The 12,519-nt window shown below is 56.2% G+C and carries 12 protein-coding genes and 1 riboswitch; of the genes, 8 read left to right on the top strand and 4 right to left on the bottom strand.

The window, feature by feature from the left end:
• Positions 1–181: 181 nt before the first annotated feature.
• The 4 genes from NBH13_RS06685 to thiM all read right to left on the bottom strand — a co-directional run bounded on the left by NBH13_RS06685 (position 182) and on the right by thiM (position 3,591).
• A complete protein-coding gene (locus tag NBH13_RS06685; protein ID WP_250779343.1) occupies positions 182–1,225 on the bottom strand; it encodes a LacI family DNA-binding transcriptional regulator in 1,044 nt (347 codons plus the stop codon).
• 105 nt (positions 1,226–1,330) lie between these two features.
• Entirely contained in the window at positions 1,331–1,696 is a 366-nt protein-coding gene (locus NBH13_RS06680) for a thiamine-binding protein (RefSeq protein WP_099571357.1), read from the bottom strand.
• A 67-nt stretch (positions 1,697–1,763) separates the two neighbouring features.
• Entirely contained in the window at positions 1,764–2,606 is an 843-nt protein-coding gene (gene thiD / locus NBH13_RS06675) for a bifunctional hydroxymethylpyrimidine kinase/phosphomethylpyrimidine kinase (RefSeq protein ID WP_099571356.1), read from the bottom strand.
• A gap of 115 nt (positions 2,607–2,721) precedes the next feature.
• Positions 2,722–3,591, bottom strand: coding sequence for a hydroxyethylthiazole kinase (gene thiM / locus NBH13_RS06670; protein WP_250779341.1), 870 nt, complete (start codon positions 3,589–3,591; stop codon positions 2,722–2,724).
• Positions 3,582–3,690: riboswitch (TPP riboswitch) on the bottom strand. It overlaps the preceding gene by 10 nt.
• 409 nt (positions 3,691–4,099) lie before the next feature.
• On the opposite strand from thiM, the gene NBH13_RS06665 reads away from it, so the two are divergent.
• The 8 genes from NBH13_RS06665 (at position 4,100) to NBH13_RS06630 (ending at position 12,515) form a co-directional block, all read left to right on the top strand.
• A complete protein-coding gene (locus NBH13_RS06665; RefSeq protein WP_099571354.1) occupies positions 4,100–5,575 on the top strand; it encodes a glycine--tRNA ligase in 1,476 nt (491 codons plus the stop codon).
• Positions 5,576–5,604: 29 nt separating this feature from the next.
• The gene (dusB, locus tag NBH13_RS06660) at positions 5,605–6,834 is read left to right on the top strand and encodes a tRNA dihydrouridine synthase DusB (RefSeq protein ID WP_250779340.1); all 1,230 of its coding nucleotides are present in this window, start codon (positions 5,605–5,607) and stop codon (positions 6,832–6,834) included.
• A gap of 174 nt (positions 6,835–7,008) precedes the next feature.
• Positions 7,009–8,259, top strand: a complete 1,251-nt coding sequence (ftsZ, locus tag NBH13_RS06655) for a cell division protein FtsZ (RefSeq protein WP_180753397.1) — start codon at positions 7,009–7,011, stop codon at positions 8,257–8,259.
• 30 nt (positions 8,260–8,289) lie between these two features.
• Positions 8,290–8,769 (top strand): cell division protein SepF, encoded by a 480-nt coding sequence (locus NBH13_RS06650; RefSeq protein ID WP_099571352.1) that lies wholly within the window; start codon positions 8,290–8,292, stop codon positions 8,767–8,769.
• Between the two features lie 93 nt (positions 8,770–8,862).
• Entirely contained in the window at positions 8,863–9,144 is a 282-nt protein-coding gene (locus NBH13_RS06645; protein ID WP_144165509.1) for a YggT family protein, read from the top strand.
• Positions 9,145–9,252: 108 nt separating this feature from the next.
• Positions 9,253–11,010, top strand: a complete 1,758-nt coding sequence (locus NBH13_RS06640; RefSeq protein WP_250779338.1) for a DivIVA domain-containing protein — start codon at positions 9,253–9,255, stop codon at positions 11,008–11,010.
• Positions 11,011–11,031: 21 nt separating this feature from the next.
• Positions 11,032–11,580: a signal peptidase II gene (locus NBH13_RS06635; protein WP_099571507.1), complete on the top strand. Its 549-nt coding sequence runs from the start codon at positions 11,032–11,034 to the stop codon at positions 11,578–11,580.
• The gene (locus NBH13_RS06630) at positions 11,577–12,515 is read left to right on the top strand and encodes an RluA family pseudouridine synthase (protein WP_099571349.1); all 939 of its coding nucleotides are present in this window, start codon (positions 11,577–11,579) and stop codon (positions 12,513–12,515) included. Before NBH13_RS06635 ends, NBH13_RS06630 begins: the two co-directional genes overlap by 4 nt.
• The last annotated feature ends 4 nt before the right edge of the window (positions 12,516–12,519 follow it).

Below are 12,519 nucleotides of genomic sequence, written 5' to 3'. Positions count from 1 at the left end.
GATGAACATGGTTAAATAATAATACATCAAACGATTGACGTCAATCGATTGACGTCAATAATTCCAACGTTTTTCAGAAGCCTTGAAATTAAGTCGAAACTGGGTGTAAAAAAGAAGGCCTTTCGGCGTGTCGTAACAGACATGTCGAAAGACCTTCTTGCATGATCTCAAATCAAGGAAATCAGCTTCGGACTGAACCCTTTTCTATCAGCGCGCAATGAATTTTCGCGGGGATCGGCGAATCCAACGGTGGTAGGGTAGCGGTGGTGCTCGGCCAGAATGAGCAGTCGACGGGCTTGCGTTCGATCAGCGAAATCAGCTTGCAGGCGGCCCAATAACCCATCTCATAGTGGGGCAGCTCCACTGTAGTCAACTGCGGTTCCAGCGTTTCGGCAAACACGCGGTGGTTGTCGACGCCAACGATGGAAATATCCTTGCCGACAGTCAGTCCACGGCGTGCCGCGCATTCGTACACATACCACGCGCGCGCATCGTTGAAGCAGAAGAAACCGTCGGGATTGCGTTCGTCGAACAGCTTGTCGACGGCACGCAACGCCGGGCCATTATTGAGTACATTGCATACCAACGAAGGATCGTAGGTAAAACCGGAATCCTGCAACGCTGCCTGATATCCGGCAAAACGACCATCCTGCGCAATCATGTTTTCCGAACATCCGATATAGGCGATCCTCTCGCAATCGGCTTGAATCAGCCGTTTTGTGGCATCGTAGGCGATTTGGAATTCGTCTGGCTCGATGCTGGGGATCTGGTTGTCGGCATCGGTGGCATCCACCATCACCACCGGATAATCGTCGAGGGATGCGGGCACGGTTGCAATGCGGTTCGACATCTTCGAATAGAAGAAACCATCCACGCCATACCGTTTCAATGTGGCGATTTCATTCTCTTCGCTTGCCTTGCCATCGGTGCTGACCGTGATGATCATATACCCGTAGGTGCTTGCCGCATCCTGCGCACCCAGAATGATGCCGCCTGCATACGGGGTGGTGGCGACTTCCTCGCTGATGAAGCCGAGAATTCGTGTGCGGCAAGTGCGTAGGCTGCGCGCCAGAGGATTGACCGTGTAGCCGAGTTCGTCAGCCTTCTCACGTATGAGTGCGGCCAACGGGGCTTTCACACGTCCCTCATCTCTGCCGTTAAGTACCAAGGAAACGGTGGAAATGGACACCCCTGCCGCTTCGGCAATTTCCTTCATCGTAGTCATGATCGCTACACTATACCTGAATCAATAAGAAAAGCGCGCCATTTCTTATAGATGACGCGCTTTTCGATTTTTTTTTTACGACGATATAACAGTCTATTGCCGGATTTATTCCGACAGGATTTCATCCACAAGCGCCTGCTTGGCGTGAATCTGACCTTCGAAACCCGGACGAATATCGAGACGGATCACCACGTCGGTGCGATAGCCTTGGCCAGCCAGCTTCAGGGTGGCGTCACGAATCACCTTGAGCACGTCGTCGATATCGCCTTCGATGTTGGTGAACATGGCGTTGGTTTCGCTCGGCAATCCGGATTGGCGGATCACGTCGACCGCCTGCGCCACGTACGTGGACTTTTCAGGGCTTGCTCCAGCGGGGGAAATGGCGACTGCGGCAAGCGTGTTGATATACGGCTTGCCTGTTTCCGGATTGATCGGCACTTCCTGCTTTTCCGCATTGCGATCAAGGGTCATGTTCGTTCCTTTCGTTGCGTTCCTATCGACTTGATATGGCTTGGATTGGATGGTGCGAATTTGGCTGTCAGCGCCATTTCCAAGCGTGATCCATCGGTCCGGATCCGTGACCGAGGTCAAGCTGTGCCTCCAGGGCTCCCGTCAGATACAGTTTTGCCCTGTCGACGGCTTCCGGCAATGTTTCGCCAAGCGCCAGATGCGACGCGATCGCCGAAGACAGCGTGCATCCGGTGCCATGCGTGTTCGGATTGTTGATACGACGCGCGCGGAACCAAGTGACTTTACCGTTCGGCTCAACGAGCACATCACTGGCATCCTGCGTACCATGACCGCCCTTGACGAGCACCGCGCAGCCGAAATGGCCGGCGAGCATATGGCCTGCAGTCACCATGTCGTTCTCGCTGGAGATGCTCTCGCCATTCTCGTAGTCGATCGCGTCGGCACCCTGTTCGACGGCCAGCTCGCACAGCGCCTGGGTTTCCGGCATATTCGGCGTGATGACGGTGGCCAGCGGGAACAGCTTGGAAGTCAGTGCCGCAATCGCGTCATCTTCGATAAGCTTCGCGCCGGACGTTGCCACCATTACCGGATCAAGCACAATATTCGTGGCACCATGCGCAATCAGACGGTCGGCGATCACGTTGATGAGCTCCACGCTCGACACCATGCCAATCTTCACGGCGACCGGCGGAATATCTTCAAATACTGCGTCGATTTGCGCGGCGAGCATTTCCGGAGGAGTGTTCGTGACCATAGTCACGCCTGTGGTGTTCTGCGCGGTCAGTGCAGCGATGGCGGTCATGCCGAACACGCCATTGGCGATCATGGTTTTCAAATCCGCCTGAATGCCGGCACCACCGGAGGAATCCGATCCCGCGATGCTCAATACCGGTGGCAATGTGCTGGTCATGAATGACTCCTTACTTGCTCTTGCTTACTTGTGATCTGAAGTTTTGAAATACTCCGCATACGCAATTGCCGAACCCTGCATAACATGCCGCATAGTGTGCAGGGTTCGGCAAAGTCTAGTCGACGATGATTTCGGAGGCGGCGACTTCCTCGGCTGTGACGTTCCAAAGCGCGTCAAGCAGCGCTACTTGGAAGGACCCCGGGCCTGAAGATTTCGCTTCGGCGATTTCGGAAGCCCTGTTGTACAGCAGTGAAGCGGAAATCGCAGCTACCAACGGTTCCGCTACGGCCAAGTATGTTGCGGTAACGCCGCCAAGTGAGCAGCCGGCGCCGGTGATCTTCGTCATCATCGCGCTGCCGCCTGGCAGACGGAACACATGCTCGCCGTTGGTCACCAGATCGACCGCTCCGGAAACGGCCACCGCACCAGCACCGGTGGGGGAGTGTTTGGCAAGATGACGAGCCACTCGTTTGGCTGCGTCAACAGCTGCATCGACCTCGTCCACAGCCTCCGCGCCTGCCGGACGCGTGCCGGGAACGGTGGAATCGTTTTGTGCAAGACCCCACATCGCATCGAGTGCGATGATCTCGCTCGCATTGCCGCGCACGATGGTCGGCGGATAGGTGCGGAACGATTCGAGAACGGCGGTACGGGTTTTTCCGATGCCCGCGGCGACCGGGTCAAGCACCCACGTCTTGCCGTTCTTGTGTAGTTTGTAGGCGATTTCCGGCAGCGCATCTTTGAAGAACGGCAGCAACGTGCCCACATTGATGTAGTTCGATCCTGCGATTTCCGCGGTGTCGATTACATCGTCCGGTAGAAAGCTCATGGCGGCAGTGCCTCCGGCGGCAAGCTGCGCGTTGGCCACAAGATTCATCGTGACGAAATTGGTGAACGACTGCGCCAAAGGCGTGGTCGTTCGTACGTTGTTGACTGCCTGTGCAATCTGTTCACGCAACGTTGCCGAAAACGAGTTATCGCTCATTGTCTGCTCCCTACGTTGGTCCTAACCAACAGGTTCAAAGGGTCAGGCATTCGCCTATCTCAGCTCCCACTTTCGTCGGAAGCCCCCCTGCATGTACATAACGTATCCAACCTATACAAAGGCCCTGACACTGTACTACTGACGTGGATGCCTTGCTCGAGGTGATTCACATCTGTGGTTATGATCCAGCTTAAACAGCAGATAATTACATAGTTATTGTTGTTTAGATTCTGCTAAACCATGGATATGTAAATATGTGTATGGGGTTTGTACGGAGGCTTCTCGCTTATATATGGCAGTCCTCTCCGAAGAAAAGCCATATCGGGGGTGTGAAAATGGCCGGTTTGACTATTTGACCTACCATATATAAGCGAGAAACCTCATGTCGAGATGTGGAATCTGCCATACGCAGGCGAGATACGACCCAATTGGGTGGCGTTCTGTCACCGCGTGAAGGTAGGCTTTGCGCTTGTAAAGACCCCAAACCGTTCAAACCAGAAGGTGCATTGTGGCTGTATCCAAACTCGATGAAGTCGTATCCCTCGCCAAGCGTCGTGGCTTTGTTTTCCCCGCCGGTGAAATCTACGGTGGAACCCGTTCCGCGTGGGATTACGGTCCGCTCGGCGTTGCGCTGAAAGACAATATCAAGCGCGAATGGTGGCGTTCCATGGTCGTCACCCGTGGCGACGTGGTGGGCGTTGACACGTCCATTATTCTTCCGCCGGCTGTGTGGGTGGCTTCCGGCCACGTGTCCGTGTTCAACGATCCGCTGATCGAATGCCTCAACTGCCACAAGCGCCACCGTGCGGATAAGCTTGAGGAATCCTATGCCGAAAAGCATGGCGACAAGCTGCCGGAAAACGGTCTCAAGGATATTGTGTGCCCGGATTGTGGCACCCGTGGCAACTGGACTGAACCGCGCGACTTCAACATGATGCTGCGCACCCACCTCGGACCGGTCGAAGACGAGAATTCGCTGCACTACCTGCGTCCGGAAACCGCGCAGGGCATTTTCGTGGACTTCAAGAACGTGATGACCTCTTCTCGTTCCAAGCCGCCGTTCGGCATCGCCAACATGGGCAAGTCCTTCCGTAATGAAATCACCCCGGGCAACTTCATCTTCCGTACCCGCGAGTTCGAACAGATGGAAATGGAATTCTTCGTGGCTCCGGGTACCGATGAGGAATGGCACCAGTACTGGATCGACGCACGCACCCAGTGGTACATCGATCTTGGCGTGAAACCGGAGAACCTGCGCCACTATGAGCATCCGAAGGAGAAGCTGGCCCACTATTCGAAGCGTACCGTCGACATTGAATACAAGTTCGGCTTCCAAGGATCCGATTGGGGTGAACTCGAAGGTGTGGCCAACCGTACTGACTTCGACCTTTCTGCACATGCCAAGCATTCCGGCGAGGACCTGAGCTACTTCAACCAGGCCACCGGCGAAAAGTACGTGCCGTACGTCATCGAGCCGGCCGCAGGCCTGACCCGCTCTCTCATGGCCTTCCTTGTTGATGCTTACGACGTTGACGAGGCGCCGAACACCAAGGGCGGCGTCGACAAGCGTACCGTGCTTCGTCTTGATCCGCGCCTGGCTCCGGTCAAGGCCGCAGTGCTGCCGTTGAGCAAGAAGCCGGAGCTGCAGACCGTGGCACATGATCTGGCAGCCGACCTGCGTCAGCACGATTGGATGATCGACTACGACGAGGCCGGTGCGATCGGTCGTCGCTACCGTCGCGAAGACGAAATCGGCACCCCGCTGTGCATCACCGTCGACTTCGATACGCTCGACGATCAGGCCGTCACCATTCGTGAACGTGACACCATGCAGCAGGAGCGCGTCGCACTCGACAAGGTGGCCGATTACGTGTCTGCACGCATTGGCGAGAAGCATGTGCGCTACCCGCAGGTACCGGTCGAGATGGGCGGCGAGGCTTGGCCTGAGTCCGTCAAGATCGCCGAAGCCGGTGGCTTGTACTAAAACTGGTTACTGGTTACCATAGCGTTCTTATGCCAGATAGCATTGTGACTGCTTACGAGGAATCCGACGTGCTCGACCCGCGTACCGACGCGGTGAGGCCGTCGGTTCCTCCGGTTATTAAGCCTGTTGATTTAGGGTCGGTGCATGTTGAGACGCCGGTGGTGCTTTCGCCTATGGCGGGAGTGACCAACTGGCCGTTCCGCGTGATTTGCGAAAGCTACGGGCCTGACGGTCTGTACGTAGCTGAAATGATCACCGCGCGCGCGTTGGTTGCCCGCAATCCCAAAGCATTGCGGTTGTGTCATTTCGCTCCAAGCGAGAAGATTCGCTCGCTGCAACTGTATGGCGTGAATCCAGCAATCGTGGAACAGGCTGCGAAAATCGTCATCGACGAAAACATGGCCGACCACGTCGATCTGAATTTCGGATGCCCCGTACCCAAAGTGACCAGGCGTGGCGGCGGTTCGGCGTTGCCGTGGAAGACGGATCTGTTCCGTGAGATTATCCAACGCGTGGTCAAGGTCTGTGATGCGGCCAATGTGCCTGTTACGGCGAAGATTCGTGTCGGCATCGACCACGAGCATGAGACGTTCCTTGAAGCCGGGCATATCGCGCAGGAGGAAGGTTGCAGGGCCGTTACCCTGCATGCGCGTACCACCGCCGAATATTACGGTGGGCATTCCGACTGGAGCAGAATCGGTGAACTGGTCGAAGCGCTAGATATTCCAGTGTTCGGCAACGGTGACATTTGGGGTGCGAACGATGCGCTTGCCATGGTTGCCGAAACCGGTTGCGCTGGTGTTGCGATCGGCCGTGGCTGTCAAGGCAGGCCGTGGCTGTTTGCCGATATCAAGAACGCGTTCGCCGGCAGCGACAAGCGTGTCGACCCTACATTGGGAGACGTGTGCCGTGTGGTTGAACGCCATGCGGAACTGTTGACCGAATTTTATGATGGCGACGAGCAGATGGCCGTGCATGATCTGCGTAAGCATATCGCGTGGTATCTCAAGGGATTCCCCGTTGGAGGCTCCACCCGTCGCGCTTTCATGGAATGTGAAAATCTTGAGGATGTCAGAACCGAAATAGGCAAGCTGGATCCCGACACCCGTTTCCCCGAACGAGTGGTCGACAAGCCAAGGGGGCGCGTGCGCTTCGCAAAGAAAGTGCATTTGCCTTACGGATGGTTGGAATCACGGGAAACGACGCATGATGAACGTCAGGCGCTGTTCGGCGATGATCCTATGGATGCCAGTTATTGAACATGACATGCTGATGTGGTTAAATCGTGTGGGGCGCCGAAAGAGGGTACATCTGAGGCGAAATGAACACGTTAGCAATAAAAAGTGAAAAAACGTCGTTACACACGGCGAAAAGCGCGCGTATTACGGCGTGTCTGCGATAAAGTTGTGCGTAAACGCGAGTGACAGGAGACTATGGTGAGCGAGATTGCCCAGACTGACAATTTCAACGACAAGACGAATATCAAGGTTGTCGGTGTTGGTGGAGCTGGCGGTAATGCCGTCAATCGCATGATTGCCGAGGGTCTTCAAAGTGTTGAATTTATTGCGATCAATACCGACGCGAAGGATCTGATGCGTTCCGACGCTGATGTCAAGATCTCCTTGAACGATGCCACCAGCCGTGGTCTTGGCGCCGGTGCCGACCCGGAGAAGGGCGCTAAAGCCGCTCAGGATCATCAGTCTGATATCGAGGAATCGCTCAAGGGCGCCGATATGGTGTTCGTGACCTGCGGTGAGGGTGGTGGCACCGGTACCGGCGCAAGCCCGATCGTAGCTCGTGCCGCACACCAGCAGGGTGCGTTGACCATTGCGGTGGTTACCCGTCCGTTCGGCTTTGAAGGTCCCCAGCGTGCGGCTTCCGCAGCACTTGGCATTGAGAATCTGCGCAAGGAAGTCGATGCACTGATTGTGATTCCGAACGATCGACTGCTTGAGCTTTCCGATCGCACCATTGGTATCGTCGACGCATTCAAGACCGCCGACACTGCATTGCTGGCAGGTGTGCAGGGCATCACGGACCTGATTTCCTCCAATTCTTACATTCACGTCGACTTCAACGACGTCAACGCCATTCTGCGTGGCGCAGGCACCGCACTGTTTGGCATCGGTTCCGCCCGGGGCGAGGATCGCGCCACCCAGGCCGCCGAAATCGCCATCAGCTCTCCGCTGCTGGAAGAAAGCATCGAGGGTGCTCATGGTGCTTTGATCAACATCGCGGGTCCGTCCGACCTGAAGCTGCAGGAAGCGGCTGCCGCCACTCAGCTGGTGGGCAAGGCCATCCATCCGGAAGCGCAGATCATTTGGGGTCTTTCCCTCGACGACGCCTATGGCGACGAAGTGCGTGTCACTGTCATCGCCGCAGGCTTCGATGCCAACTCCAAGAAGGCCCCTCAGGCCGAGGCCCAGAAGCAGGCCGAGCCTGCGGAAGATACGATTCCGCTGTCGGCGCTGTCCGCGGCTCCGAGAGCTGCTGCTCCGAGGGCGGCGGCTCCGCAGCAGCCTCAGCTCATTCAGACTCCGGAAGCCCCGAAGGTGCAGCCGCTGTCCACTTATGTTCCGTCCACTCCGGAACCCGTCGTTCCGTCATTCGATCAGACCACCGAGCATGAAGTGGTGTCTTCGAACGACGCCGGCGATTTGGATATTCCGGATTTCCTGCGCTAAAAGCAACGCGAAGACGCGAAAGGATCGTTCATGGCAGGTTTTATGAAAAGCGCGATGTCCTATTTGGGCATGACCGACGTTGCCGAGGGTGACGAGGATTTTAACGAGGAGGCTGAGAGCGGCGAAACCTCGTTCGATTCCGATCATTCCGTGACCCCGATGGCTTCGACGCCTGCCGCGACGTCCGCACCGCGCGAGCAGACCAAAGCCAACCCGTTCCAAGGTGGAAGGGTGAGCCGTATCACCACGATTCACCCGAAGTCCTATGAGGATGCGCAGCTGGTCGGACGTGCCATTCGCGACGGCGTTCCGGTGGTGCTGAACCTAACTGGCGTTGCCGAGGCCGTGGCGTATCGTATTGTGGACTTTTCCGCGGGTGTGGTTTTCGGCGTGCGTGGCTCCATCGAACGTGTCACTCCGCGTGTGTTCCTGCTTAGCCCAGCTCAAGTGAATATCAAGGTTGAGGAACCGCAGGTGAATAGCTCGTCGCACGATTTGTTCGCCGACTGACGCAGACGAAAGCCATTGCGAAATCAGACTGCGTAAAGCCTCCATCACTCGTGATGGGGGCTTTGTTATGTTCTGTTGCTATGGTGGTGCTCCATGATTTTGACTTTGATCGGTAGCGTCGTTCACTTTCTGGTGAATGCCTACATTCTGGTGCTGTTCATTCGCATGATTCTCGATTGGGTAGCTGTGTTGGCGTCGGCATGGCGTCCACGGGGGTTGGCGTCGTCGCTGATTGACGCGGTTTACCAGTTGACAGAGCCTCCACTGCGCTGGCTACGCCAATATATCCGCCCTATTCCAATGGGTCCTATTTATTTCGATGTGGCATTCATCGTTCTTTATTTCATTCTCATTGTTATTGATTTCCTCATTTAATGCATGTCAAATGCCGATTTTTCGCAAAAAATCGGTGGTTCCGTGCTAGAGTCAACAAATGAAAGCAACAACAGCAAGGCATCAAGCCCAAAGCGAGGTGTAAGATTTATGGCTCTGTTGACGCCGAAAGATATCAGAGAGCATACTTTCCAGACCGTAAGGTTCAAAGAGGGGTATGACGTCGACGAAGTCGACGATTTTCTCGATCAGGTAACCGAGACGGTGGAGGCTCTAGGCAAGCAGGCAGTCGCCAGCGGCCAGTCCACTCAGGCCCTCGGCCCGGATGTTGCGGGGCTCAACTCCAAGATTTCCGAGCTCAGCGCTCAGGTTCAGTCCCTGCAGCAGGAGAACGCGACATTGAAGTCCGCCTCTGAGCAGGCAGCCGGCGCTGGTGATCAGGCAGCTCAGGCAGCTCAGGTCGCAGCAGCCAAGCTTACCGAGGCTGAGGAAAGCAACCGTGCTCTGTCGGCTCAGAACGAACAGCTCAAGGATCAGGTGGATCGTCTGTCCGCACAGGTTGACCAGCTCACCGCACAGGCGGCTGAAGCTGCCGGCCAGGCGGATTTGGGCGAACAGCTGACATCCATGCAGCATGAGCGCGACGCATTCCGTGCGCAGACCGAAGACCTGTCCCGTCAGCTGGCTTCCGCCCAGCAGCAGGTTGTGGTGGCCCAGCAGCAGGCGGCTGAGATCCAGCAGCTCAATGCAAGGCTTGAAGAGGCTCAGGAGCAGGTCGCCCAAGCTCAGCAGCTCACGCAGCAGCATGCGGCACAGTCCCAGCAGCAGGATGAGCGTGCCCAGCAGCAGGCCGCGCAGATTCAGCAGCTTGCACAGCAGCTGCAGGAATCGCAGCAGCGTGAAGCCCAGCTGCGCGAGCAGGTCGCCAAGGTCGAGCCGAGCACCGAAACCGGAAGCCTGCAGAAGATCGCAGGAGCCGCAGCCACCGCTAATACGGAGCCGGAGCGCGCCACCGCCATGCTGACCTTGGCCATGCAGCTGCACGACCAGTATGTCGACAAGGGCAAGGCCAAGGCCAAGGAAATTACCGACGAGTCCCAGCGTAAGTACGATGAGCTCATCGGCAATGCCAACGACTACTCCAACCGTACTCGTTTCGAGGCTGACAACTATTCCGAAAGCACCCGTTCCGATGCTGATCAGTATTCGGCCGACACCCGTGCCAAGGCTGATGGTTACCTGAACCAGAAGACTCAGGAAGGCGACGCGTACTTGGCCAAGCGTGCCCAAGAAGGCGATGACTACCTGGCACAGCGCACTCAGGAGGGTAACGCCTACTTGGATCAGAAGACTCAGGAAGGCGATGCTTATCTTGCGCAGAAGACCCAGGATGGTGATGCTTATCTGGATCAGAAGACTCAGGATGGTGATGCCTACTTGGATCAGAAGACTCAGGAGGGCGATGCCTACTTGGATCAGAAGACTCAGGAGGGCGATGCCTACTTGGATCAGAAGACTCAGGAGGGCGATGCTTATCTTGCGCAGAAGACCCAGGATGGTGATGCTTATCTGGATCAGAAGACTCAGGAGGGCGATGCCTACCTTGTACAGAAGACCCAGGATGGCGATACCTACTTCTCCACGAAGCACAACGAAGCCGACGAGTACGAGTCCGAAGTGCAGAAGCGTGCCTTCGACTACGATTCGAAGACCCGTACCGCAGCCGACGATTATGCTCAGCAGGTCCGCGACAATCTCGAAGCGCAGACCAAGGTCATCGAAGGTAACATTCAGGGCCTCAAGCAGTTCGAAACCGAATACCGCGCGCGTCTTACCGAATTCCTCGGACAGCTCGTGTCGCAGGTGTCCGACACGAACAACTATGATCAGGATTCCCAGAACGACTGAGATTAGGCTGTGTCTGACATCATGACAAATGATCAAAGACGGCTGCGCACTCGCGTGGCCGTCTTTGCGTGTATCGCCGTTGCGGCGCTGGTACTTGATCAGATCACCAAGGCATGGGCGCAGTCGGCGCTTGCCGACGGGCATACGGTACGTGTGGTTCCGGGAATGCTTTCATTCACGTTGGTGCATAATCCGGGCGCGTCCTTGGGTATGGGATCCAACATGACGTGGTTGATTTCCCTGCTTGCCATTGTGGCTTGCGTGGCGCTGGTGGTACTGGAGATCCGTACCATTTCCATGAAATGGACGGTGGTGTTCGCTCTTGCATTCGCCGGAGCGTTAGGCAATCTCATCGACCGCGTTGCATATGCCGAAGGTTTCCTCAACGGCAAAGTCGTCGACTTCCTCAACTACGGATGGTCGGTCGGCAATGTTGCTGACATTTTCCTGATGGTGGCGGGCGTTGCCGCAGTTGCATTGCTGCTCGTAGGAGAACCGTTCAGTCAGAAGGAACTTGACGAACGGAACAAGGAACAGATGGAACGGACGGCTGGAGAGAAGAGCACATGAGCCGTCTTGTTCCCGCACCCGACGCGCTTGTCGGCAAACGTTTCGATGTCGCCGTTGCCAAAATGCTGGGCATTTCCCGTGCCAAGGCAGCGGAACTCATCGAAAGCGGGCAGGCGCGTGTACTTGGCCGTGACATTTCCAAATCGTCGACTCTGCAATCAGGCGAAACCGTGGAATTCGATATCGTCGAGGAACGAACCGATCCTGAACCGATCGCGCATGATATGGCCGTGGTCTATGAAGACGACGATGTGGTGGTGGTTGACAAACCGGTGGGTGTGGCGGCTCATGCTTCCGTCGGCTGGACCGGTCCGACGGTGCTCGGCAGTCTGCTCGACAGGGGAGTGCACATCACTTCTTATGGCGCTGCAGGGCGTCAAGGCATCGTATCCCGCCTCGACGTGGGCACATCCGGATTGATGCTCGTATGCAAGTCCGATCTCGCCTATGTGGAAATGCGCAGACAATTCGCCGAACATGAAGTCGTAAAAACCTATCATGCGCTCGTGCAAGGCAATCTCAAGGAAAACAAAGCAACCATCGAAGCACCGATCGGTCGCGCCAAAGTCTCCGATTTTCGTTTTTGCGTGACTCCTGCCGGCAAAGAGGCCATTACCCATTGGGATGTGATGGAACGTTTCGGTGAGGCGACACTAGTTTCCGTGAACCTTGAAACCGGGCGTACGCATCAGATTCGCGTGCATTTCTCATCCATCGGGCATCCGCTTGCCGGAGACGCCATGTATGGCGCCAATCCGCAACTGAGCGAAACGTTAGGACTGGAACGGCAGTGGCTGCACGCGATGCAACTCGAATTCCGCCATCCGCGAACCCGTGTCTGGACTACGGTGAAATCACATTACCCAGCTGATCTGGAGCATGCGCTTGATGTGATGCGCGACAGACACGACACACAAGACAAGCCCGAAGCGTGAGTGC

Origin of the sequence: Bifidobacterium intestinale (assembly GCF_023656765.1) — a bacterium.
GTDB lineage: Bacteria > Actinomycetota > Actinomycetes > Actinomycetales > Bifidobacteriaceae > Bifidobacterium > Bifidobacterium hominis.
This window is presented reverse-complemented; position numbering and strand designations above follow the sequence as displayed.